The organism is Pandoraea horticolens (assembly GCF_902459555.1).
In the GTDB taxonomy this organism is placed as follows: Bacteria; Pseudomonadota; Gammaproteobacteria; order Burkholderiales; family Burkholderiaceae; genus Pandoraea; species Pandoraea horticolens.
This window is the reverse complement of record NZ_CABPSM010000018.1, coordinates 58,161-82,601: the sequence shown is the minus strand read 5'-3', so window position 1 is coordinate 82,601 and position 24,441 is coordinate 58,161. Positions and strand designations below refer to the sequence as shown.

The window sequence follows — 24,441 nt, the reverse complement described above, 5'->3', positions numbered from 1 at the left end:
TAGCGATCAATCTCGCTGTATTCTCGAATGGATCCATCGAAATGACGGCTAGCTACCCCGCACGTGTCGCGACAAACATCCTACCGAAGTCCGTGGCAGACAAGCTTCCCGAAGCATTTGAGGAATGGTCCTTTACGGAAGAGACGATTGATCATGAGCAGGCGATTGAAACGTGCCAATTATGTGAACAAGAGGAGCTTCGCTACCACTTTGAGATCAGGAACCGTTTAACCTCACATACGCTATGGGTTGGCTCTCAATGCATCCTTAAATTTGAACTTTCCGTCTTTGAAGCTGGCCGGAAACTGTCCTCAACTGATGCGAAACGTAAGCTTGAGCGCCTAACTCAGAAAATGCGCCTCGACTCGTGCATCTCTGCACTTGAGCGCCTCGCCGCGGCCGAGCCTAATCCAATCCTCCCGAATGCCTTGAAGTACTTCCGGCAACACAAACGTCTGACGCCAAAGTTCGCGTTCGTTGTCCTATGGAGATTGCGCGTCAACAACATAGATCACAGCCCGAGCTTTTTCAAGGTGGAGCTTAAAAGGGACCTACATAAGCAGCATCTTCGCGACATGCCACTCTCCCAAGTGCATGAGATTTGGCCCGCTCTAACCGGCGCCCAAAGGCAGACAGCAATGAGGATGGGACATAGTGCCCCGAAGACGTAGGTCCGCCCCGCTTCATAGCGCCCGCACCCAAAGCCTTAGAATCCGCTCGGAGCATCTATTCTCTCAGCACACGCCCAAATTTACGTCGGAAGGATCCGAGTAGCATCGAGTCAACTAAAATGCCACTCGAAACGCGTGGAGCCACCACCGTACGGCCGTTAAGCTTGTCCCTGTCGCGTCCCCAAAACGCGACCGGGTTTTGCGACCCGAATGATGATCTCTCGGGCACACAGCCGCGACGTTTGCGGCTTTTGTGTGCGAGTACCATTGCGTTTCCTGCCTCAATGGGCGGGCCTGGATTGGGACGCCTTCGGGCGTGCCGCCAATCCGAGTCATCAGCGGTTCGCAAACCTAGTCCAGTGCCCGCCCACCCCTGTCGTCACGCAGTGGGTGGCGGGGCCCGCAAGTTGGCTAGATCGAGGCACCCGCATGACTTCTCAATTCTCACCATGTCCCTTAGTCCACGCTTCTGTGGACAGACTCAACACCCTCTCAGAACGCATCCTCGCTCTCGCGATGTGCTCGACGACAGACGCAGGCAAAGAGATCCCTCACAGATTTCTACTCGCGATCTTCGAAGAACTCGGCGAAATGGCCGAGGAACTTGTCAGCGAATGCCACAGGCTGAAAACAAGCCTTCTGACGGCATAGCCTCAACCTCCGCATCTAACTCTGCCTCCGGCATGGCCCCCCGCATGTTTCGGCTGTACTCATAGCATCGCGCTGCGCACGACGCGGCTCGCTGCTTCAATCTCAAGCCACGCCATTCGCCATGCAAGCCACCATCCTCCCCACTTCCGCGCCAATCGGAATTTCCCCATATACGCTGATTTCACGCGCTGCTTTAATAGCGAGACATTCCCGCCACGTATACATGCGTGGCCTACGTATGTACCGTTGTATTCAGTGCATAGAAATACGGGCTCGCACTGGCCCATATTATTTCCGGCGACAAATGCCGGATTTACATCGGCGCTCAGATGCGTACGCTGGGGCAGTTTTACGAGAGCTCGGCCAATCCCTAATGCGGGCAGTAACCTTCGTCGTGCTGCGGCCATCATCCAAAAAATTTCCTATCTCACCCGGCAGGTAACACAGTCGTAACCCAACCTCACCGTTGGTACGTGCAATGACGTTTGTACTTCCGCATACCGGTCGTCTTCAGGACGTCTAGCGTCGGGAGTGTCAGCGCCGTACTCGGAGAGAGGGTTGCGTTTGCGTGCCTGCGGAGTCCGGGCGGTTATCGCGCGGCTCAGCGCGGCTCGCGTGAAGGCTCAAGATCTTCATCTCATGCCTAGGGCAAAGCGTGGCGAATCGAAGGACGAGGAGAAGAGCATGCTGAGCGCCGCGAAACGCGCAAGGCAACAAGTACGACTGCGCTGCAAAGCCATTGGCGCTGACCGCATGATCACGCTTACGTATCGAGAAAACGTGCTCGACAAAGAGAGAATCAAGCGCGATTTCGACTCGCTGCGACGCCTCTTAGGTCGAATCCAGAACTTTCAATACGTCGCTGTCCCTGAGCGCCAGAAGCGAGGCGCGTGGCATCTACACATCGCTGTCAAAGGGCGGCAGAACTATCGCGTCCTGCGAGCGATGTGGCTCCGTGTCGTCGGCGAGGGTAACGGCAACGTTGACGTGCGCAACCCAAATCGCGAGGTCGGCCTTCGTCACAAGATCGCGACGTACATTGGCAAGTACATCGTCAAGAATTTCGATGAGCACAAGCTCAATGAGAAGCGGTACTGGGCAAGTCGGGGGATCAAGGTTCCGGAAGCGGAGACCATTGTTCACTTTCTCGAAGACGAAGCTCACGATGCCATTGTTGCCGCGTACAACTCCGCAACTGAGACCGGCGTATCGCTCGAAGGTCACCAGTATTACTGGAATGAGGACGCGGGATATTTCTGGCTGGCGACACGAGAGCGACGCGACACCGACGGCAAGGCGTAAGGAGGTGCATCGATGCGAAATCTGACTTCGATGTTTCTCGAACCGGATGAGTTGGTGACGCTGACCGGACGTACTCAGAATCGCGCTCAGGCACGCGCGCTGCGCATGATGGGCATCGAGCACCGTGTGAGGCCAAACGGCACGATTGTCGTGTTGAGCGCACACGTCGCTGTGGTGCTTGGCGCACAAACGGCCATAAACGCCCGTGATGCCTCCATCGAACCAGACTGGAGGGCGATGAATGCCGCGAAAGCGTGATCCCCGCAATAAGGGCTTACCGACGCGCTGGCGGCATATCAGCGGCGCGTACTACTACCAAGTGCCGCCCGGCCTCGAATCGATGTGGGATGACAAGCAGACGTTCCGTCTCGGATCGTCTCTTCCTGAGGCATATCGGGTGTGGTCGGATCGGCTTGCCGATCTGGAAAACGTGCGAACCATAGACAAGCTGCTAGAGCGCTATGCGCGGGAGGTTTTACCCACTAAGGCGATAACAACGCAGATGCAAAACACGTCTGCGTTGAAAGCGCTTAAGCCGGTTTTCGGGCGCATGCCGCTCAACGGTATCAAACCTCGGCACGTCTATCAGTACATCGATAAGCGCGGGGCGAAGGTGGCTGCACGTCGCGAGGTCGAAGTGTTGTCGCACGCACTGACGAAGGCTGTCGAGTGGGGGTACATCGACCGGCATCCCTTCAAGGGTGAGTTGCGCCTGGCAAGTGTTCCGCCAAGGACTCGGTACGTCGAGGACTGGGAAATCGTCGAGTGCTTTTCCCTTGCTTCGAAGCGGAAAGCGGGCAGCGTTCTCGCCGTGCACGCCTATATCCGCGTAAAGCTGCTCACGGGATTGCGTCGCGGGGATCTATTGCGGCTTCGTCTCGATGACCTGCAAGACGACGGAATCCACGTCATGCCAGCCAAGACGGCGAGCACCACTCGAAAGCGATTAATCATCGAGTGGACGGATGCGTTGCGGGAGGCCGTCGAGGAAGCTAAAGCAGTAAGGCCGACGCATGTGTCCGAATGGCTCTTCTGCACCCAGCGCGGCGAGTCCTTTCTCAACGAGAAGACGGGCAGGGCTGGCTCATGGGACTCGATGTGGCAGGGATTTATGCGGCGGGTGTTGGCTGAAACAAAGGTCGAAACCCGGTTCACGGAGCATGACCTTCGCGCCAAGTGCGCCAGCGATGCTGAGACGCTTGAGCATGCCCACACGCTTCTGGCGCACGCAGATAGTCGTCTGACCGCTAGGGTCTACCGTCGGAAGCCGGAGCGCGTCAAACCATTGCGCTAGAGGTAAGCTGCAAGTGGGGCCTTGCAAGCGTAACAGGCTCTCCATAGTAGGGGAGCCTGTCAACCCACATTTGGCCAAGCATTAGTTCAAGCCGGGATAGACACCGTTTCTAAGTGCGTGGGGACAAAAGGTTGGGTCAAAATAGACAAGTGCCATTCGGTTAAACACCTCTGTTTTGACCACGGCTGTTTTCCCCGAATCACCCGCCGTGTTACTGATATCGAAATCTGTTTCCTTTATGTGTCCAACTTTGACTTCCCAGATCCATACAGTGTCACCGCGATACTCCTTTCCTCGACTGTACGCCCCATGCTTATCTCCGAGAACATATCTGAAAGTAATATAGGTTCCGGGTTTCGGGAGATGGCCTTTCGGGCGATTTGTTTCAAGCGCCATCTTCAACTCCAAGCTTTGCGCCGGGTAGCGCTGAGGCAGAAGGTCTGGATAATGGTGAGGCTTGTTGCGTACATAAAGGCCTTCCGATGCGTCCGCAAGTGCGCCTCCAACCATATTTCCTACCATGGACGAGAGGTTGGCTAGCTCAACTAGACGGCCAATCGGCGGCGATCCATTTGCCACGAGCTCTGTGTCGATAGTGTCAAGCATGTTGTAGCAGCCGTGAATAGCGCGCAGTAACACTGAGCCTGTTAGTCCAGTATGTCGCATTAGCGCATCAGGATTTCGCAAGCAATGAGTGCGCTCGCTTCGTGCTTGCACGTCTTGAAACACTTCTTCTTCTCGCATCTTGCCTTCACAAACGGATTCTGTTTTCAGTAATAGCTCCGACAATTCGAAGCCAAGTGCTTTTGAGATCTGGATTGCTACGCCTAAGCTGGGTTGCCGTTCACCACGCTCCACTAGGCCCAGATGTGTTCGGTGAATTCCAGCGGCTTCGGAGACGTCCTCCAAGGTCATGCTTTCTTTGGTCCTCAGGGTCCGAATCAGCCGCGTCCATATATCGACCATTGGGTGTCTCTGCTCGTCCATGCCGTTCCCCCGAAAAAATGAGCAATTCTAGGTAGACAATGAGTCCAGATCCACGAGACAATAGTCTCCACTGGAGTGACCAGCGGAGCGAGCGTGACTACATACAATGTTCTTGATCTTTTTTGCGGCACCGGCGGTTTTTCGTTTGGGTTCGAATCTGCCGAGCTAGGCTTTACGACTAGGTTTGGTATTGACGTCTTAGCCGTTGCTGGAAGTACGTTCCAGGCCAACCATCGACAGGCGTTGGGGATGGTTGGGGACATCCGCAAAGCTCGACGCCATGAAATATCTGATCGTCTTAAGTTGCGACGTGGTGATGTACATGTCGTCGTTGGTGGCCCTCCTTGCCAGGGATTCTCGTCAATTCGCCCGTTTCGATCAACGAACGACGATGACCCTCGAAACAGTTTGTTCGAGGAATACGCGTCGTTTGTGAATTACTTTCGTCCTCATGTTTTTGTACTCGAAAACGTCGTTGGGCTCGCCACGCACAAGAACGGCTCAACTATCAGCATCATGGAAGAGTGCTTTCATTCGTTAGGCTACGACTGCGAGTGGAAAATCATGAATGCGGCCCATTTCGGTGTTCCTCAGAAACGCGAGCGGCTGATTATGATCGGCGTCGAACGAGGAGGGACAATCATATTTCCCGAGCCCACGCATCAGGCAGAAGGACACACGATTGGCTATCGCGATAAGACTAAAGTTCATGCGCACAGGCAGCGTGATTTATTTGTCGAATCGGTGAGGCCATTGAAATCCGCGGTGACCGTACTGGACGCAATTGGCGACCTTCCTGAACTTGTCGCAGGCGATGAAGCCCTAGAATACGACCGCCCCGCTATGAACGAATTTCAGGCTGAGCGTCGCGCTCGCTCAAAGTCTTTGACTTTGCATAACGCAACCGCGCACAGTAGAAAAATGCTCGAAATAATCAGGCATTCTGGGAAGAATATAAATTGCATCCCCAAGCATCTAATCACTAGCGGATTTAGTTCGTCGTACTCTAGGCTCGATGGCAATGAGCCTGCCGTCACCATAACCGTAAATTTTGTCCATCCGGCGTCGAATCGTTGCATTCATCCCCTACAGCACCGAGCGCTAACCCCACGGGAAGGGGCGAGACTCCAGTCTTTTGACGATGACTATGTCTTTGCCGGCAATAGAACTCAAATTACGAAGCAAATTGGAAATGCCGTCCCCCCACTTCTAGGGCGAGCAATTGCCGGAAGTGTGGCTCAAATGCTGAACTAAGCGTCATAGCGATCAAGTAAGCCTGGGTGGCGCTCTTAATTTTCCTTCTGCCATAAGGGCAGTTCTTCAGGGAACCGGGCGGACTGCTCGTAAGAAAGTGCCAAAGTCACTTGTCTGCCCTTCGGATACGGACCTAATAGCCGCCAGAGCCCGCGTCACACAGGCCCCGATGTCACAGATAAGCGCAGTCAGAAGGAGGCGCTACCATCGAGACATTTCTCCTGAACAATGCCATAGGCGAGATGATCGCGAGGGATTCGAGGCGACCAAGACAAAAATCCGGCGTCAGGGCGAAACGAAGGGGCAGACTTGCAGGACTGAGACAAGACGGCGAAGGGCACCAAGGCGTTGCCAATCGTGGCGCCTCGGCTAGCATCCGGTTAACGCATCACCCAGCGCCCCCCCGCTAGCCCTGCTGAATAGTAAACATCCACCCTATAGTAAAACGCGAAAGGGCTCCCTTGCGGGGAGCCCTTTAAACATCTGTGGCGGAGAGAGGGGGATTCGAACCCCCGATAGGCTATTAACCTATACACGCTTTCCAGGCGTGCGACTTAAACCGCTCATCCATCTCTCCTGAAGGTCGCGCATTATAGCAGATCGCCGGCAACATCCCATACCCTTTCGGGTGGACCCCGCAAAATTTCTTCGCTATCTCCTCGTCACGGACGGCGCAAATGGTCCACCAGATGCCTGTCCCGCGCGCTCGGACGTCCGCCCAGCAAGCTGAACACAATCGCCACCGCAAACCCCACCGGCACCCCGAACGCCCCCGCCGAAATCGGGTCCACGCCCCACCAGCGCACTCCAGCAAATCCCGTCAACCGCGTAAAAAACGGATACGTCGTCGTGATGTAGTACACGCACACCAATAACCCGCTCACCATCCCCGCCGTCGCCCCCAATCGCGTCGTACGCTTCCAAAATACCCCCAGCACCAACGCCGGGAACAAACACGACGCCGCCAACGAAAATGCCGCACCCACCAGGAATAAGATATTCCCAAGCTTCAGCGACGTGACATATGACGCAAACATCGCCACGCACAGCAACAGGATCTTCGACGTCGTCACCCGCTTCTGGCTCGATGCATTCCGGTCCACCATGTGGAAATAAACATCGTGCGACAACGCATTCGCAATCGTCAGCAGCAACCCGTCCGCCGTCGACAACACCGCCGCCAACGCGCCCGCCGCCACCAACCCCGAAATGACATACGGCAACCCCGCGATCTCCGGTCCAGCCAACACCAGCATGTCCGGCTGCATCCAGATCTCACCCCACTGCACCACCCCGTCGCGATAAACGTCCGAGATGTCCAACTGCACCGGCGTCGCATGACGCCATTGCGTCACCCATCCCGGTAAATTTTCATATCGCGCACCCACCAGATGCAGCAGCATGTCGTACTTGAGCATCACCGCCAATGCCGGCGCACTCACGTACAACAACGCCACGAAGAACAACGTCCACCCCACCGAACTGCGCGCGCCCTGCACCGTCGCTGTTGTGCCATAACGCGTCAAAATATGCGGCAAGCTCGCCGTGCCGATCATCAAGCACACCATCAGCAACAGGAAGTTCAAACGCTGCGAACCGCGCGTCGTGTCGTCTCGCGCCGGAAACGGCTCCGTCATCGCATGCGGCGGCTCGCTGCGCTCCACATACTGATTACGCATCTCCAGCCACTGGTTTTGCGCCTCACCCACGTCGCGCGGAAAAGCATCAAGCTTCGTTTCGAGCACCTTCACGTCGCGCAACGGTCCATTCCGCCGCTTGGTATCCAGCAACTGCCGCTCCAGCTCCGCACGCTCGCTGTAGAAACTGTCCGGCAAGCCGTCCAGACGACGCTGCATCTGCTCCGCCTGCTCGCGGTAATAATCCCGCACCTCGCGCTCCGGCACCGACTGCTGAATCTCCCGCTCCAACGCCTCAACCTTCGCCAACGCCTCGCCGTAAGCGAACTGCGGAAACCAGCCATTGCCCGTCTGATGGCCAATCATGGCCGTCGGCACCAGGAACGCGGTAATCATGATGATGTACTGCGCGACCTGCGTCCAAGTCACAGCACGCATGCCCCCCAGGAACGAGCAAACCAGAATGCCCGCCAACCCGAAAAAGATGCCGATGGTGAACTCGACACCAATGAATCGCGACGCAATCAGACCCACGCCCTGAATCTGCGCCACGAGATAAACGAACGAACACAGAATCGTCGAGAACACACCCAGCGCCCGCACCAGATTGCTGTCGTATCGCGTGCCAAGAAAATCCGGCACCGTGTAACGCCCCATCTTCCGCAAATACGGCGCCAGCAGGAACGCCACCAGGCAATATCCCCCCGTCCATCCCATGACGTACGCAAGGCCGTCGTAACCCGACACGTACAGCGATCCCGCCAACCCCATGAACGACGCCGCACTCATCCAGTCCGCCGCACACGCCATGCCATTGAACATCGGCGGCACACGTCGACCCGCAACGTAGTACTCGGTCGCGTCAGAGGTCCGGGAGATCAGGCCGATCACCGCGTAGACCGCAATCGTTACGAACAGAAAGGCATAGCCGATCCACACACCCGGACCATTGACCCGCTCAAGCAAGCCAATCATCAGCACGAACGCAAGGAAGCCCGCCGTGTAATACAGGTAGTAGCGCAGCAATCTGCGCGTGAAACTCATCGGTAAGTCGGCGCCGAAGCGGCGCGAGAGGAAGCACTTCTCGAAGTTGCGGGCGCCGCCGACTGGCCCTGCCCGGCACCGTCAGGCCCCAGACTGTCGCGATGGGCATCGCGCAATGCATGCAGCTCACGGTGATAGCACGCGTCATTGCGACGCTGCCGCCACGCATAAACGACGATCAGTCCGATGTCGATCAGGATCGAACCCTGCGCGCCCATGTAAAACGGCAGCGGCCACCCGGCGACCCGCAGCGACGCCCACTCGCGCGCCCAGAACTGCGGCACGAACGTCGTCACAAAGCCGATCGCCATCAGAACCGCCACCAGCCGCAACGTACGCCACCAATGACGCGACGCAATAGCAGCCGCGGCCCCTTGCCAATCGACATCGGGCCGCGGGCCGCCGGAAGCAACGTCCGGCAGCGACCCGCCGACGCGCATCGTGTCAGCCGTGCCGGCCGCGCCGGTCGGCGAGCGATTTGCCATAGCAGGCCGTGTACCGCGCGCTTACTGCGCCTGCTTGAGTTGCTCCAGAATGGCCGGATTCTCAAGCGTGGACGTGTCCTGCGTGATTTCCTCGCCCTTCGCAATCACACGCAGCAAACGGCGCATGATCTTGCCCGAGCGGGTCTTCGGCAAGTTGTCCCCGAAACGGATGTCCTTCGGCTTGGCGATCGGCCCGATCTCCTTACCCACCCAGTTACGCAGTTCAAGCGCCAGTTGCCTGGCCTCGTCACCCGTCGGCCGCGAACGCTTGAGCACCACGAACGCGACAATGGCCTCGCCCGTCGTGTCGTCCGGACGCCCCACCACCGCAGCCTCCGCCACGATCGGGTTCGCCACCAGCGCCGACTCGATTTCCATCGTGCCCATGCGGTGCCCCGAGACGTTCAGCACGTCGTCGATACGGCCCATGATCGTGAAGTAACCCGTCTTGGCATCGCGAATCGAACCATCGCCCGCGAGATAGATCTTTCCACCCAGCTCCGACGGGAAGTAGCTCGACTTGTAACGCTCCGGGTCCCCCCAGATCGTCCGGATCATTGCCGGCCACGCGCGCTTGATCACCAGCATGCCGCCCTGACCGTTCGGCACGTCCTGCCCGGTTTCGTCGACAATCGCCACCGCAATGCCCGGCAGACCCAGCGTGCACGAACCCGGCACCAACGGCGTCGCGCCCGGCAGCGGCGTGATGATGTGACCGCCCGTCTCCGTCTGCCACCACGTGTCGACGATGGGGCAACGCTCCCCACCAACGTTTTCGTAGTACCACATCCACGCTTCCGGGTTGATCGGCTCACCGACCGACCCGAGAATGCGCAGCGACGACAGGTCGTACTTTTTCGGATGCACCTCAGGCGTCTGCTCAGCCGCCTTGATCAGCGACCGGATCGCCGTCGGCGCGGTGTAGAACACCGTCACCTTGTGACGGTCGATCATCTCCCAGAAACGGCCAGCGTTCGGGTACGTCGGCACGCCTTCGAACACGACTTGCGTCGCGCCCACGGCCAACGGACCATAAGCGATATACGTGTGACCGGTAATCCAGCCGATGTCGGCAGTACACCAGAAGACGTCGTCCGGCTTGATATCGAAGGTCCACTGCATGGTGAGCGACGCCCACAGCAGATAGCCGCCGGTGCTGTGCTGCACCCCCTTCGGCTTGCCCGTCGAGCCCGACGTATAAAGGATGAAAAGCGGATGCTCCGCGCCAACCCACTCGGGTTCGCACTGGTCCGACTGACCGGCGACAAGGTCCTGCAGCACTTCGTCTCGACCGGCCTGCATCTTGACGTTACCACCGGTGCGACGGTAGACGATCACAGACTTCACATGGTCGCAGCCGCCCATCTCGAGCGCTTCGTCGACGATGGCCTTCAGCGGCAATGCCTTGCCGCCGCGCATCTGCTCGTCAGCCGTGACGATGGCCACCGCACCGGCGTCGATCACGCGCTCGTTGAGCGACTTGGCCGAAAAGCCACCGAACACTACCGAGTGCGTCGCGCCAATACGCGCACACGCCTGCATGGCGACCACGCCTTCGACCGACATCGGCATGTAAATAACCACGCGGTCGCCCTTCTTCACACCCTTGGCCTTGAGCGCATTGGCGAAACGGCTCACGCGCGCCAGCAGGTCGCGATAGGTGACAGGCGTCACCGTGCCATCATCAGATTCGAAAAGAATGGCGTTCTTGTCGCCCAGACCCGCCGCGATCTGACGATCCAGGCAGTTGTACGAAGCGTTGATCTGACCATCTTCGAACCACGTATAGAACGGGGCGTTGGTCTCGTCGAGGACTTTGGTGAACGGCTTGTGCCAGGCCAGATTCTCGCGCGCCTGACGCGCCCAGAATCCCTCGTGATCTTTCTCGGCCTCGGCGCACAGCGCCTCATAGGCCGGCATGCCGGAGATGTTCGCTTTGGCGACCAGCGCCTGCGGTGGCGCGAAGACGCGCTGCTCCTGCAATACCGATTCAATTGCTGCCATGAGTTGTCCCCTCTTATGGATATGCAAAAACGATTGCAATCAAGCCAAAACAAATCGCTAACGTCACATTAAGACGAGCGACTTACTAACGCCTTACACTGCTGCATTCGAGTTCCGCGTCCCGCGTGCGGGACTCACGCGGACGCATTACCGCATTGCAACAGACTGTGGCGTATTCGCTACAATCCTACCCGCATCAACCCCGTCTCGCCACCCCGGACTCGCCCGGAGCCCCCGTGAATTCGACATCTCCGCCTCAACCGTCCGCCGACATTCCCTCGGCACCCTCGGCCACCGAGCGCGTCTTCGCCCGCTTTCCGAGCTTCGCACTGGCCCTTGCGATGACCTTCGTGGGGATCAACGTCGGCATCGGCAAGACAATGGTCGCCGTCATGCCCGTGGCCGCCTTCGCCCTGTGGCGCTTCGTGATCGCCGTCATCGCCCTCGCCCCCCGCTACCGGCCAGCCGCCATGCGACGCGTGACGCGCAGCCAATGGGGGCACCTCTTCGTGCAGACATTCTTCGGCACGTTCCTCTTCACCCTGCTCATACTCTCGGGCGTGCGGATGACGACGGCCACCGCCGCCGGCGTCATCACCGCCACGTTGCCCGCCTGCGTGGCGCTGCTGTCGTGGGCGGTGCTGCGCGAACACCCGTCGCGGCGCACGTTGGTGAGCGTTGCACTCGCGATCGCCGGTGTGGCGCTGCTGAACCTCTCTCGCGACGACGCGCACGGTGCCGACGCTTCCGGGACAGGCAACGCATGGCTCGGCAACGCCCTCGTGCTGGGCGCCGTCGTTTGCGAAGCCATCTACGTGATCGTCTCGAAGCGGCTCGCCGCAGAACTGTCCGCCATCGATATCTGCGCCTATACGCACCTGATCGGCGGCGTGCTGATGCTGCCGCTCGGCGTGGTCGGGTTGATGGCTGTGGATTACGCGTCGCTCACGCCCGGCCATTGGGCGCTCATCGTCTGGTACGGCCTCGCCGCCAGCGTGTTCTCGTTCTTCCTGTGGATGCGCGGCATTCGACACGTCAGCGCACAACTGGCCGGGGTCTTCACCGCCATGGTGCCCGTGGCCGCCACGGCCTACGGCGTGATCTTTCTGGGCGAGCGGCTGACCGTTGCGCAGGGCGCTGCACTGGCCCTGACGGTGGCCGGGATCGTACTCGCGGCACTGCCGTGCGCCGGGGCGCGCAAAACGCTATTGCCGGCCCAGGACTGAATCGGACGCGGCGTCCCCGGCAAGACGTTGTAAAATGCCCGCCATGCCGATTTTTGCGACGCGCCATCCGTGACGTTCCAGCGGTGAGCACGTTGCCCGGTGGTTTCGCATTTGCTTTGCGTATTTGATAACTACAGCCTGCGGCCGTCATCGCAGGCCCATGTCTCCACTTCGTCAAAATAGCCATGTCGACTCCCGGCCGCCCGTCCGACGCGCCGATGCGCCCCCTGCCCCGCGTCATTTTCTTCAGCCGCTGGCTCCAACTGCCACTGTACCTGGGCCTGATCGCCGCGCAAGGCGTCTACGTCTACAAGTTTCTGGTCGAACTCTGGCATCTGGTCTCCCACGCAACGACGTTCGACGAAACGCAGATCATGCTCGTCGTGCTCGGCCTGATCGACGTGGTGATGATCTCGAACCTGCTCATCATGGTGATCATCGGCGGCTACGAGACGTTCGTCTCCCGCCTGGGCGTCGAAGGCCATCCGGACGAACCGGAATGGCTCGACCATGTGAACGCCGGCGTGCTCAAGGTGAAGCTCTCGATGGCGCTCATCAGCATCTCGTCGATCCACCTGCTCAAGACGTTCATCGATGCGGCCCAGCAAACGCCGCACACGATCATGTGGCAAGTGATCATTCACTGCGCCTTCCTGCTTTCCGCCGTCGTCATGGCCTTCGTCAATAAGATGACGAACGACAGTCACGCCCCGGTGTACGCAACCCCGCAAGTCCTCACCCATACCAGTCCCCACTAAGTCGAGAGCCGTTTCATGTCTACCGTCATTAAAGAAGACGACGTCATTCAGAGCGTCGCCGGTGCCCTGCAGTACATCAGCTACTACCATCCGGACGATTACATCCAGGCGCTGGGCCGCGCCTACGAGGCTGAACAAAGCCCCGCCGCGAAGGACGCCATCGCGCAAATCCTGACCAACAGCCGCATGTGCGCCGAAGGCCGCCGCCCGCTGTGCCAGGACACCGGCATCGTGACGGTGTTCGTGAAGGTTGGCATGAACGTGCGCTGGGACGCCAAGCGCAGCCTTACCGACATGATCAACGAAGGCGTGCGTCAGGCTTACCTGCACCCGGACAACGTGCTACGCGCCTCGATCGTGGCGCCGCCCGAAGCCGGCCGCAAGAACACGAAGGACAACACGCCCGCCGTCATCCATTACGAAATCGTGGAAGGCGACAAGGTCGACATCACGGTCGCGGCCAAGGGCGGCGGCTCGGAGAACAAGTCGAAGTTCGTGATGCTCAACCCGTCCGACTCGATCGTCGACTGGGTCGTGAAGACCGTACCGACGATGGGCGCCGGCTGGTGCCCGCCAGGCATGCTCGGCATCGGTATCGGCGGCACGGCGGAAAAAGCCATGGTGCTCGCCAAGGAATCGCTCATGGACCCGATCGATATCCATGACGTGATCAAGCGCGGCCCGCAGAACTGGAACGAAGAGCTGCGTATCGAGCTATTTGAGAAGGTCAACGCCCTCGGTATCGGCGCACAAGGCCTGGGCGGTCTGGCCACCGTGCTTGACGTGAAGATCCTCGACTATCCGACGCACGCCGCGTCCAAGCCGGTCGCCATGATCCCGAACTGCGCGGCCACGCGCCACGCGCACTTCACGCTGGATGGCTCGGGTCCGTCGTTCCTCGCCGCACCGTCGCTCGATGCCTGGCCGAACGTGCACTGGGCGCCGAACACCGAGACGAGCAAGCGCGTCGATCTGGACACGCTCACGCCGGAAGAAGTCGCAAGCTGGAAGCCGGGCCAGACCCTGCTGCTTTCGGGCAAGATGCTCACGGGCCGCGACGCCGCCCACAAGCGCATCGCCGACATGATCGCCCGCGGCGAGCCGCTGCCGGTCGACTTCAAAGGCCGCGCCATTTACTACGTCGGCCCGGTCGATCCGGTGCGCGACGAAGTCGTCGGCCCGGCAGGTCCGACCACGTCTACGCGTATGGACAAATTCACCGACATGATGCTGTCGAAAACGGGGCTCACCGTCATGATCGGCAAGTCGGAACGTGGTCCGGCCGCCATCGAAGCCATCAAGAAGCACAAGGCTGCGTACCTGATGGCGGTCGGCGGTGCCGCTTACCTCGTCTCCAAGGCGATTCGTGCCGCGCGCGTGCTGGCCTTCGAAGACCTCGGCATGGAAGCGATCTACGAGTTCGACGTCAAGGACATGCCCGTGACCGTGGCCGTCGATTCGACCGGCGTGTCGGTGCATCAGACTGGGCCGAAGGAATGGCAAGCGAAGATCGGCAAGATTCCGGTCGCGGCCGAGTAATTCAGGACAACAGAACAGCAACACAGGCTGCACGAGACCCGCAAAGGGCCTCGTCAGCCCGCAGGACCCAGCCCGGCTTCGACCGGTTTTTTTTCGCACCGACGCCACCTTGTGTCAGGTCGATGTCGCGTCGATGGGTGCGAATGAATCGTATTTCTATTCGCACCTCGGTTCACGAAAAGCCTTGCGGAGCTTGGCTTCCCTGCCTTTTCACGCTACTCTTCAACGGCTTGCCAATTGCATGAAAAACAGGGATCCGAAATGAAAGGCGACAAGAAAGTCCTCGAACTCCTCAACGCACAGCTCACGAACGAACTGACGGCGATCAACCAGTACTTTCTGCACGCCCGCATGTACAACCACTGGGGCCTCAACAAACTCGGCAAGCATGAATATGACGAGTCCATCGGCGAGATGAAGCACGCCGACAAGCTGATCGAACGCATCTTCATGCTCGACGGCCTGCCCAACCTGCAAGACCTGCACAAGCTGCTCATCGGTGAAGACACGCTGGAAATCCTGAAGTGCGATCTGAAGCTCGAATCCCTCTCGCAGAAGACCTGCAAGGAAGGTGTCGCGCATTGCGAAAGCGTGAAGGACTTCGTCTCGCGTGAAATCTTCAACGAGATCCTGCACGACACCGAAGAGCACATCGACTGGCTCGAAACGCAGATCGAACTGGTCGGCAAGGTCGGTCTCCAGAACTACCAGCAGTCGGGCATGGCGTCGTTCGAAGAATAAGCCCGTCACTCCCCACAAGACACATAACAGGTGCATCGCCGGGCCAGTATCGGCCGGCAAGGTTTGCGCTAAAATTTCGGGGCCGGCATTTGCCGGCCCTTTTTCATTTGCCATGCCCTCCAACGCGCCGATTGGCGTCTTCGATTCCGGTCTCGGTGGCCTGTCGGTCCTTCAGGCCGTACGCGCCCTGCTCCCCCATGAGTCGCTGCTCTACGTAGCCGACTCGCACTTCGCTCCCTATGGCGAACGCCCCGATTCGTTCATCGAACAACGCAGCCTCGCGATCGGCCGGTGGCTGCGAGAGCGCGGCGCCAAGGCGCTCGTCGTTGCCTGCAACACGGCAACGGCGCATGGGGTGGCAGCGCTGCGCGCCGACGCGTCGTGGCCGGTCGTCGGCGTCGAACCCGGCATCAAGCCCGCCGCAGCGGCATCGCGAAGTGGTGTGATTGGTGTGCTCGCCACTGCCGCTACGCTGCGTAGCGCCCGGTTCGCGGATCTGCTCGCGCGTCACACTGCACAGGGGCAACGCTTCCTTTGCCAGCCGGGCCACGGGCTTGTCGAGCGCATCGAAGCCGGCGACATCGGCTCCCCCGAGGTCATGGCGCTTCTCGATCGATTCATCGAGCCGATGGTGGCGCAAGGCGCCGACACGCTCGTACTCGGCTGCACCCACTACCCATTCCTGATCCCCGCCATCCGGCAATGCTTCGACACGGCCCTCACTCTCATCGACACGGGCGAAGCTATCGCCCGCCAGCTTCAGCGACGTCTTGAAACCGATGGGTTGAAGGCTTCCCAACCGTCTGGCGGACACGGCAGCCTGCAATTGATGACGACCGCCAACGCGAAGGCTCTGCAAACGATGGCCGATCGCCTACTGCCCAACGCCCCACGCGTGCAAACGGTTGAAATTGCCGGAATCGCGCCGCACGGCCCGGTCTGTCTGGATCGGCCGCCGAACCTTCCCATCATTCCCGCGTAAAACCGCTGGCGTATATCCCTGTGTGGGCTATGGGATAGGTCAATGGGACTTGCAAAACGTCATAACTTAAATAATAATTATTCTCATTAGTGTTAAATTTTGACGTTTTCACCATGATCGTCTGTGTCTGCAAATCCGTTTCCGAGCGCCAGATCAAGGCTTGTCTCGACGCCGGCGCCTCCACGATGGAAGATCTCCAGATCGACCTCGGCGTTGCGCTGTGCTGCGGCAAGTGCGGGCCGTACGTTCAGGAGATGGTGTCGGGGGCCACGCCGTGCTGCGGTCGCTCGTGTGGAGGCTGCTGCCAATCCGCTCAGGTCGAGACTTCGACCGAAGCTGTGACGCGAGAACTCGCACTGGCGGCATAATCGCTGCCGGCACGTTTGGCGAAGGCGAGACTCGCCCGTATCATCCATGCCGATATCGCCGTCATGACCGGAGTCCGTCCGGATCACGACGGCGACAGAGCCAGCCAGGCGTCTCGCAGACGTCATGCGCCAGCCAGCGATTCGTCACCCTGGAGGTGCCCGATGGAACTCCTGATTGGCTTTGTTTCAACGCTATGCTTGTCTTTTTTCCTGTTTCGAAGGTGAGTGCAAGCCCGGTTTTTTTACTCACTGCGTTCGCCGACCGCGCCCCTTGGCGCGGTTTTCCTTTGATCGTACGTCGGGCCATCCCGAACCCCGAGGCTTCGCACACCGCGCTTGCCTCATCGTTCACCGTCGCAATTTAGCGTACCCTAGCCGTTATCATGTCGACCGCCGTGCCCCCATCTGGCCTTGCGCTCACGCAGATCCGAGATCCGCTGACGTCGCCGCGCGCCATCGCGATCGCGGTTGTGATCGTCGTCCTTCACATTGCCGCCCTAGTCGGGTTGTCGCACCTGCGCAACGACCCCGAGAAGGCAACGATCGAACCGGCGACATTCACCGCCACGATCATTCCGCTCACGCCCGCGCCGACGCCACCGCAACCCGCGCCGCCCAAACCGCAGCCGGAACCGCCGAAGCCGAAGGTCGCCCAGCCGCTGCCCAAGCCGCGCGAGCAACCGAAGAACGCCATCACCCAAAAGGCCGAACCGGTCGCACCGCCGCAGCAGCAAGTCGAACCGGTGCAAAACGCCGCGCCGACGCCGCCCGCCCCGCCCGCCCCGGCCCCGGCACCTGCGCCGTCGGGTCCGGTCGAAGGGCTCGCCGTCAAATGCGAAGAACCGCGAGTGGTCTATCCTACGCAGTCACGTCGCGTTGGCGAGGAAGGCACCGTCACCTTGCGTCTCGTGATCGACACCCGCGGTGTGGTCTCGAGCGCCAATGTCGTCAAATCGAGCGGCTTCCCCCGTCTCGACCAGGCCGCCCGCACCGCTGCACTGGCGATGCGCTGTGCGCCCCCGATGCAAAACGGCCGGGCGGTGGAAGCTGCAGCGACCAAACCGTTTAATTTCAATCTGAACGATTAACGTCACGATTTACGAACTGGATCTCCCGAGGAACGCAAAATGCAAGAGTATGGTTTGAGTCACGTCTGGGCGCAGGGCGATTTCGTCACCCGTGCGATCGCGATCGTGCTGTTGGTGATGTCGGTGCTGTCCTGGACGGTCATCATCATCAAGGGCACGCAAGTCTTCCGCCTGAGCCGCCTGACGCGCACCGCCGAGCCTGACTTCTGGCACTCCGATAACTTCTCCGCCGGCCTGCAAAAGCTCGGCGAATCCGGTCAGAACAACCCGTTCCTCGCCCTCGCCCTCGCAGGTCAGGACGCCGCCGAACACCACCGCCAAAGCCAGCCGCATTTGCACGACAAGATGGACGTGAGCGACTGGATCACGCGCGCACTGAAGAACTCGGTGGACGACACGGTTTCGCGCCTGCAAAGCGGTCTGGCCATGCTGGCATCGATCGGCTCGACCTCACCGTTCGTTGGCCTGTTCGGCACGGTGTGGGGTATCTATCACGCTCTGCTGGCCATCGGCGCATCGGGGCAGACGACCATCGACAAAGTGGCCGGCCCCGTGGGTGAGGCGCTTATCATGACGGCCTTCGGTCTGTTCGTCGCGATTCCCGCGGTGCTCGGCTTCAACGCGCTGACGCGCGCCAACAAGGGCATCGTCTCGAAGCTCAACCGCTTCGCCCACAGCCTGCACGGTTACTTCCTGACCGGCGCCAGCCTGCACTCGACGCAGTTCGCGACCAACATCACGCCGGTGCGCAAGTCCACGCCGGCCAGCGCCAGCTAAGCGGCGGCGCAAAAGAAGGAGTTCGCTATGGCTATGGGTTCATACAGCAGCGACGACGGTGCCGATGACGCCATGATGAGCGAGATCAACATGACGCCGCTCGTCGACGTCATGCTGGTGTTGCTGATCATCTTCATCGTGACGCTGCCGGTGCTCAATCACTCGGTCAAGCTCGACCTGCCGCAGGCAAGCAGCCAGCCGGAAGACACCAAGCCGGCCAAGGTCGACCTGTCGATCCAGGCCGACGGCACCGTCTTCTGGGACAAACAGGCCGTCGACGACGCCACGCTCAAGGCGCGTCTGGCGCAAGCCGCCGCAGCGCAGCCGCAACCGGAACTGCATCTGTTCGCCGACAAGAACGTGCGTTACGAGAGCGTTGCCAAGGTGCTCTCGGAAGCACAGACGGCAGGGGTGACCAAACTCGGTTTCGTGACCGAGCCGGCGGCCAGGTAAGTCCGGCCGATCCACGAGTCGCAGAAGGGAAAGCGCGGTGTTCGTCACCGCGTTTTTTTTCGTCCCTGAGATTCGCGAATCGCGCGACTCACCTGCGTTTTCCCGCTATTGTTCCAATCGGGTAACAATCCTTCCTGTGTTATGGGCTACTCCCGATGCCATCTACCCCGATATAGTTTGGGCATGACATTGGACGCAAGACGCCATCTCGGCCCCCGTCCCCACAGGAGATTCCCTCATGAGCACTCCCTACGCTCGCCCGGTCGCCCGCGTCTTCACGGCAGCGCAAACGCAGGAAGGCGCCGGTTTCCACGTCAATCGTCCGTTCCCGACCCGCATGCTGGCGGACTTCGATCCGTTCCTGCTGCTCGACGAGATGGGCCCGATGCAAGTCGTCCCCGGCGACGCAAAGGGCGCACCCGATCACCCGCACCGCGGCTTCGAGACCGTGACGTACCTGCTCGCCGGCGAGATGGAGCATCGTGACTCGCAAGGCCACGCAGGCAAGCTCACGCCCGGCGACGTGCAGTGGATGACGGCAGGTGCCGGCGTCATTCACTCGGAGATGCCATCGCAGGCCTTTCAGCAGCGTGGCGGCGAGATGCATGGCTTTCAGCTCTGGGTGAACCTGCCGCGCACCGACAAGATGATGACGCCGCGTTATCAGGAACTGCCTGCGGCAGGCATCCCGAGCGCGACGAGCGACGACGGCAAGGTCTCGGTGCGCGTGATTGCAGGCGAGGCCTTGGGCACGCGTGCCGCCATCGAGACACGCACCCCGATCCTGTATCAGCACTTCACGCTGCAACCGCAAGCCTTGCTCGATCATCCGGTGCCTGCGGACTTCAACGTGTTTGCCTACGTGATCGACGGTGAGGGGCATTTCGGTGCCGATGCCTCGCTCGCGAAGACCCATCAAATGGTCGTCTTCGGCAATGAGGGGGAAGGCGTCACGGTGCGCAACGATAGCGACAAGCCGCTATCGTTCCTGCTGATCGGAGGCAAGCCGCTGGGCGAGCCGGTCGCACGTTACGGCCCGTTCGTCATGAATACGGAAGGCGAAATCCGTCAAGCCATTCTCGACTTCCAGGCGGGTCGGATGGGACGCATTCCCGCCTCGGGTTCCGCCGCCTGAATCTGTGCCGGCGGGAAGCCCCCGCCGCTCGCACCCGCTCGGCGGAATTGGGTCACAATGGCGCGCATAGTGCGTTGTGGCCCAATGGCTTCGCCGGGCCGTTTTTGTCATCTCTCGACACGTTTCATGACGTGCATCGAGCCCCTACAGGAGTTGCCATGGCCTCAGACGCGATTGTCACCGCCCATTTGGGCGCTGCAGGTTTCACCACTCATCTCACGGACGGCAAGCACGAATGGAGCGCCGACGAGCCGGCAACGCTCGGCGGTGCGGATTTGGGGCCCGTCCCGGCGGCGTTGCTGCTGTCCAGTCTCGGGGCTTGCACGTCGATTACGTTGCAGATGTATGCACGTCGCAAGGAATGGCCGCTCAAGGATGTGAAAGTGACGCTCGCGATGAACCCTGACGGCAAACCGCCCGCCGGGACAACGCAGATCACACGCAAGATCGAACTGGCGGGTGATTTATCGGAGGAGCAACGTCAGCGCCTCTTGGAAATTGCCAACGCGTGCCCAATTCACAAGGTGTTGTCGGGCACCATCGCCATCGACAGTACATTGGTCGAGTAACAACATCCGGCGCGTTGCAGGCATGTCGTCACGACACGCCTGCCATCATCGATTGAAGGGGAAATCTTCTTGCAGTACGAACACCTGATCGAGGTCAACGACCTCCTGAATCCACTGGCCTTCGCGCTCACGCGCGATCAACTCTGGCGAGGCCTCGTGCAGCGCGCCGAGCAGCCGGAATCTTTCGTGCTGGGACTCGATGAGTGCATCGTGCACGAACGCACCGAAGACACGCTCACCCGAGAGCTGCGCTTTGGGCAAGCCGTGGTGCACGACCGGGTCGTCTTCGATGCCCTGCAGTCCGTTCGCTATGAAACGGCGGCCACCGAACAGCATGCCGGCGGCACCCTCACGATGCGTATCGAAGAGCCGACACCGACGCACTACTTCGTGCGCTTCACCTACAGCACGACGCTGCCGGAAGACGCCGACACTGCCGACACGCGTTACAGCGAATTCGTGAAATCCGCCTATCGTGAGGCAGACATCGACACCATCGGGCAGATCCGCGCGCTCGCCGAACAGGGTGCATTGGGCTGAACAGCCGGAAGCCGCCTCAGGCAGGCCGCTTTGCCGGACGGTGACATCCACCGCCCGGCAAAGCGGCGTTTAGTCAGAGTCTATTCGATGAAATACGACAATAGTCAAATTTAAATATAAATGGGAATGATTCTCATTTAATATTCATCTCACAGTCAGCCACACGGATGAGCGAGATGAGCGCAAGCCCCCCCACTGCCCGACAGACCCAGCCCGCTACGGCGGCGCGCCGCACCTTGTCGGTATCGCGCACGCAAGTGGCTAGCCCGGCGGCAGAAAAGCCGGCCAGCCACGTCACGGGCCGGGTGCTGACCAGCGATCACCTGCTGCAAGGCACGCAATGCGTGAATATCCTGCACAACGGACAGACATATCAGTTGCGCGCCACGCGTTATGGCAAGTTGATTCTGACGAAGTAAGACGCCGGAGTTGTTACGAATTTTGGCGGCGGCATGACCACGACCGTGCCGTCGCCTTCACCGAGTTTTGTGGGGACCACCTCGCCTAAGAGGTGTTTGGCAGTAGCCAGCGAATGCAACGCGATCCCATGTAGTTACGGCAAGCCCCTCTCTACCTGCGTTGCACGCCAGCCAAGCCGCTTTTTTTGTCCATCCACTCGGGTTTCATTGATGTTCTCCTCTGGCCCAGCCTGCCAAGCCTCAGGTGGGGCCATCCGGCCTGACAAGCCTTTGCCCCGTCCTTCCCGGACGGGGTTTTTTCTTTTGGTACGAGGATCAGGCGCCGGTCACGGCCGCAATGCCCGCGCGTGCGATCTGTGCGTCTTGCGCCGACTTCACACCCGACACCCCGACCGCACCAATGACGTTGCCATCGACGATGATCGGCACGCCGCCCTCGAGCATCGCGGTGTTCGGCGCGCTCAGGAACGCAAAGCGCCCGCCATTGATCATTTCCTCGAACGCACCGCTTTCACGACGGCCGACCGCCGAGGTCTGCGCTTTGCCCAGCGACATCATGGCGGTGCTGGGGGCTGCGCCGTCCATACGATGCAACGACAGGGCATGGCCGCCGTCATCGACGATCGTGATGCATACGTTCCAGCCGTTAGCGGTAGCTTCGGCCACGGCGGCAGCGTTGATCTTCTGCACGTCTTCAACGCTCAGAACTGCTTTCGTCTTCATACGTCTCTCTCATTTAGGGTTGGCAATTCAGGAAGCCTCGCCAACGCGGGGCTCCGGACAATCCATCTTGGTGTCTACGATGCCGGCGCTTCGTGACATTTTGCGGATACCGCGCGGGTCAGTGCCCCACCGCCAGGCCCATCCATTCGCGCAACGCCTGATGCGTGGTGCGCAGGCCGCTAACGGTCGGCCACCAGCCTGGCACGATATCCGGCTCGAACGCGTTCGCGTTGCAGCACGGTGCGGGTACCACCGTGAGTCCGGCACGTTCGAACTGGTCGCGAGCACGGCGCATATGCCATGTGCTCGTGACCAGATAGATGCGCGACACGCCGGCGTTAGTCAGCATATTCGCGCTAAAAGCGGCGTTTTGCGCCGTGTTCAATGATTGCGCTTCTATCCAGCGCACGGGTACACCGAACTCTTCCGTCGCAATCTGCGCCATGACGTGCGCCTCGACAGCTTCGCCCGTCGGACTGCCGCCCGAGACAAGCACCGGCAACTGCGCCCGGCGTGCGAGAAACACGCCATAGCGCACGCGGGCCAGTGTGGCATCGTTGGCATCGGCGCCATTTGCGCGGCCGAATTCCGGCGCGTGAAGGCTCGCCCCACCGCCGAGGATCACTACGGCTTGCGGCAGCTTCGCCGTAGCGTCGGGCGCCTGACGCGCAGCATCGAGCGCCTTGAGATCGATCGTAGTCCCCACCTCTAGCGGATAGGCCAGTTGCCGGCCGAACCAGGGCATCGCCTGCACCCAAAGCGCCAGCACGGCAGCGACCGCCAGTATCTTGCCAACGCGCGGCCAGCGCCGCCAGACGATGAGCGCAAGCCCTGCAAGCACCAACACATTGACCGGTGGCAGGAACAGACTGACGAGGAGGTTGCGGACAAGCCAAGCGGAAGGCATCCGGCGAGTGTACTGGACTGCACTATGAAGTGCACCCTTTCTCTATGGCATATCTCGCCTGATAGAGGCGAGATATGCATACGTGGAAAGGCAGGCGTGCCGCCTCCGTACTTTCCTCGAGATGTTCGTCCCGGCATTCCGGTTACACTGCGCGCATACTTGCCGCTACTGCGAATTCAGCAGACTCCGCCTACCGCCTGTCGATGCCCACCCATCCCGCCGGAATGTCATGCGCGAGCGCCGTTGCGAACGATGCCTCGCCCCCTGCTCAGATACCCCTGCCCCGCCAGCTTCTGGTGACGCCCGACATTGCATCGCGCACACAGATCGCCATGTTTGCCTCGCAGCTCGCGCAAGCGCTCGCGCGCGGCACGCGTCTAGTGCAGCTTCGCAATCGGTCGCTCGATGCAGACGGCTATCGTGCCCTGGCAGAGAGTGCGTTGGCGTTGACGCATGCTGCTGGCGCGCAACTCATCCTCAATCCGCCGCACGACGTCGTGGATCTCTGGCTAGACGCCATGAACGGCGTGCATGCCGGCACTATGCCGCAGGCGGACGGCTGGCACCTGACCAGCGCGCGGCTCATGGCCTGCCACGAGCGTCCGGCGGGCTGGAAGCTCGTGAGCGCCGCCTGCCACGACGCCGCGCAACTCGCGCACGCCACGCGTCTGGGACTCGACTTCGTAACGCTGTCGCCGGTGCTCGCCACGGCGACGCATCCCGACGCCACACCGCTCGGCTGGCCCGCGTTCACCGCATTCGCCGCACAGACGTCGCTGCCGGTCTTCGCTCTTGGCGGCATGCGCGCCGACATGTTGACGAGCGCTCGCCATGCCGGGGCCTACGGCATCGCGGCGATACGTGCCTTCTGGCCGTCTGTCTGACGC

Annotated in this window: 25 protein-coding genes and 1 tRNA gene; 19 read left to right on the top strand and 7 right to left on the bottom strand. The window is 60.4% G+C overall.

The annotated features are described in order from the left end of the window. Positions 1-41: 41 nt before the first annotated feature. From PHO31112_RS22970 to PHO31112_RS22955, 4 genes are all read left to right on the top strand, one after another. Positions 42-671: a hypothetical protein gene (locus PHO31112_RS22970; protein ID WP_150623431.1), complete on the top strand. Its 630-nt coding sequence runs from the start codon at positions 42-44 to the stop codon at positions 669-671. A 1,290-nt stretch (positions 672-1,961) separates the two neighbouring features. Further along, positions 1,962-2,624 carry a rolling circle replication-associated protein gene (locus tag PHO31112_RS22965; RefSeq protein WP_425495229.1) on the top strand — a complete coding sequence of 221 codons (663 nt, stop codon included), beginning with the start codon at positions 1,962-1,964 and terminating at the stop codon, positions 2,622-2,624. A 12-nt stretch (positions 2,625-2,636) separates the two neighbouring features. Next, positions 2,637-2,882: a DUF4224 domain-containing protein gene (locus PHO31112_RS22960; protein WP_150623429.1), complete on the top strand. Its 246-nt coding sequence runs from the start codon at positions 2,637-2,639 to the stop codon at positions 2,880-2,882. Then, positions 2,866-3,918 (top strand): tyrosine-type recombinase/integrase, encoded by a 1,053-nt coding sequence (locus PHO31112_RS22955; RefSeq protein WP_150623426.1) that lies wholly within the window; start codon positions 2,866-2,868, stop codon positions 3,916-3,918. The genes PHO31112_RS22960 and PHO31112_RS22955 overlap by 17 nt, the downstream gene beginning before the upstream one ends. An 81-nt stretch (positions 3,919-3,999) precedes the next feature. Here the strand turns inward: PHO31112_RS22955 and PHO31112_RS22950 are convergent, their stop codons facing one another. Then, on the bottom strand, positions 4,000-4,884 hold the full coding sequence (locus PHO31112_RS22950; RefSeq protein WP_281355115.1) for a helix-turn-helix domain-containing protein: 885 nt from the start codon (positions 4,882-4,884) through the stop codon (positions 4,000-4,002). 114 nt (positions 4,885-4,998) lie between these two features. On the opposite strand from PHO31112_RS22950, the gene PHO31112_RS22945 reads away from it, so the two are divergent. Further along, the gene (locus PHO31112_RS22945; RefSeq protein ID WP_150623422.1) at positions 4,999-6,159 is read left to right on the top strand and encodes a DNA cytosine methyltransferase; all 1,161 of its coding nucleotides are present in this window, start codon (positions 4,999-5,001) and stop codon (positions 6,157-6,159) included. Between the two features lie 486 nt (positions 6,160-6,645). On the opposite strand, the gene PHO31112_RS22940 is transcribed toward PHO31112_RS22945, so the two are convergent. From PHO31112_RS22940 to acs, 4 genes are all read right to left on the bottom strand, one after another. After that, positions 6,646-6,736, bottom strand: a tRNA-Ser gene (locus PHO31112_RS22940). 85 nt (positions 6,737-6,821) lie between these two features. Further along, positions 6,822-8,840 (bottom strand): sodium:solute symporter family protein, encoded by a 2,019-nt coding sequence (locus PHO31112_RS22935; RefSeq protein ID WP_150623421.1) that lies wholly within the window; start codon positions 8,838-8,840, stop codon positions 6,822-6,824. Then, positions 8,837-9,325, bottom strand: a complete 489-nt coding sequence (locus PHO31112_RS22930) for a DUF4212 domain-containing protein (protein WP_246178477.1) — start codon at positions 9,323-9,325, stop codon at positions 8,837-8,839. Before PHO31112_RS22930 ends, PHO31112_RS22935 begins: the two co-directional genes overlap by 4 nt. 21 nt (positions 9,326-9,346) lie before the next feature. Further along, positions 9,347-11,329: an acetate--CoA ligase gene (gene acs / locus PHO31112_RS22925; RefSeq protein WP_150623419.1), complete on the bottom strand. Its 1,983-nt coding sequence runs from the start codon at positions 11,327-11,329 to the stop codon at positions 9,347-9,349. 272 nt (positions 11,330-11,601) lie between these two features. Between acs and PHO31112_RS22920 the strand changes: the two genes are divergently transcribed. The 13 genes from PHO31112_RS22920 to hemP all read left to right on the top strand — a co-directional run bounded on the left by PHO31112_RS22920 (position 11,602) and on the right by hemP (position 21,924). Beyond that, positions 11,602-12,555: a DMT family transporter gene (locus PHO31112_RS22920; RefSeq protein ID WP_150623459.1), complete on the top strand. Its 954-nt coding sequence runs from the start codon at positions 11,602-11,604 to the stop codon at positions 12,553-12,555. Between the two features lie 185 nt (positions 12,556-12,740). Further along, a complete protein-coding gene (locus tag PHO31112_RS22915) occupies positions 12,741-13,313 on the top strand; it encodes a TIGR00645 family protein (RefSeq protein WP_150623417.1) in 573 nt (190 codons plus the stop codon). Positions 13,314-13,328: 15 nt separating this feature from the next. Next, entirely contained in the window at positions 13,329-14,852 is a 1,524-nt protein-coding gene (locus PHO31112_RS22910) for a fumarate hydratase (RefSeq protein ID WP_150623415.1), read from the top strand. Positions 14,853-15,113: 261 nt separating this feature from the next. Then, entirely contained in the window at positions 15,114-15,593 is a 480-nt protein-coding gene (gene bfr, locus PHO31112_RS22905; protein WP_150623413.1) for a bacterioferritin, read from the top strand. Between the two features lie 112 nt (positions 15,594-15,705). After that, on the top strand, positions 15,706-16,575 hold the full coding sequence (murI, locus tag PHO31112_RS22900) for a glutamate racemase (RefSeq protein WP_150623411.1): 870 nt from the start codon (positions 15,706-15,708) through the stop codon (positions 16,573-16,575). Positions 16,576-16,688: 113 nt separating this feature from the next. Then, positions 16,689-16,943, top strand: coding sequence for a (2Fe-2S)-binding protein (locus tag PHO31112_RS22895; protein ID WP_150623409.1), 255 nt, complete (start codon positions 16,689-16,691; stop codon positions 16,941-16,943). A 383-nt stretch (positions 16,944-17,326) separates the two neighbouring features. Further along, complete coding sequence (locus tag PHO31112_RS22890; RefSeq protein ID WP_150623408.1) at positions 17,327-18,031, top strand: energy transducer TonB; 705 nt, start codon at positions 17,327-17,329, stop codon at positions 18,029-18,031. Between the two features lie 39 nt (positions 18,032-18,070). Further along, positions 18,071-18,808, top strand: coding sequence for a MotA/TolQ/ExbB proton channel family protein (locus tag PHO31112_RS22885; protein ID WP_150623406.1), 738 nt, complete (start codon positions 18,071-18,073; stop codon positions 18,806-18,808). Positions 18,809-18,835: 27 nt separating this feature from the next. Beyond that, positions 18,836-19,261 (top strand): ExbD/TolR family protein, encoded by a 426-nt coding sequence (locus tag PHO31112_RS22880; RefSeq protein WP_150623404.1) that lies wholly within the window; start codon positions 18,836-18,838, stop codon positions 19,259-19,261. Positions 19,262-19,499: 238 nt separating this feature from the next. Then, the gene (locus PHO31112_RS22875) at positions 19,500-20,396 is read left to right on the top strand and encodes a pirin family protein (protein ID WP_150623402.1); all 897 of its coding nucleotides are present in this window, start codon (positions 19,500-19,502) and stop codon (positions 20,394-20,396) included. 158 nt (positions 20,397-20,554) lie between these two features. Then, positions 20,555-20,965, top strand: a complete 411-nt coding sequence (locus PHO31112_RS22870) for an OsmC family protein (RefSeq protein ID WP_150623400.1) — start codon at positions 20,555-20,557, stop codon at positions 20,963-20,965. 69 nt (positions 20,966-21,034) lie between these two features. Continuing rightward, positions 21,035-21,505 (top strand): SRPBCC family protein, encoded by a 471-nt coding sequence (locus tag PHO31112_RS22865; RefSeq protein WP_150623398.1) that lies wholly within the window; start codon positions 21,035-21,037, stop codon positions 21,503-21,505. A gap of 176 nt (positions 21,506-21,681) precedes the next feature. After that, positions 21,682-21,924, top strand: a complete 243-nt coding sequence (gene hemP, locus PHO31112_RS22860) for a hemin uptake protein HemP (protein ID WP_425495228.1) — start codon at positions 21,682-21,684, stop codon at positions 21,922-21,924. Positions 21,925-22,239: 315 nt separating this feature from the next. On the opposite strand, the gene PHO31112_RS22855 is transcribed toward hemP, so the two are convergent. Both PHO31112_RS22855 and PHO31112_RS22850 read right to left on the bottom strand, forming a co-directional pair. Then, entirely contained in the window at positions 22,240-22,647 is a 408-nt protein-coding gene (locus PHO31112_RS22855; protein WP_150623393.1) for a GlcG/HbpS family heme-binding protein, read from the bottom strand. Between the two features lie 118 nt (positions 22,648-22,765). Beyond that, positions 22,766-23,554: a YdcF family protein gene (locus PHO31112_RS22850; protein ID WP_150623391.1), complete on the bottom strand. Its 789-nt coding sequence runs from the start codon at positions 23,552-23,554 to the stop codon at positions 22,766-22,768. Positions 23,555-23,778: 224 nt separating this feature from the next. Here PHO31112_RS22850 and PHO31112_RS22845 point away from each other — a divergent pair, with 224 nt between their 5' ends. Continuing rightward, the gene (locus PHO31112_RS22845) at positions 23,779-24,438 is read left to right on the top strand and encodes a thiamine phosphate synthase (RefSeq protein ID WP_150623457.1); all 660 of its coding nucleotides are present in this window, start codon (positions 23,779-23,781) and stop codon (positions 24,436-24,438) included. Positions 24,439-24,441 lie beyond the last annotated feature (3 nt).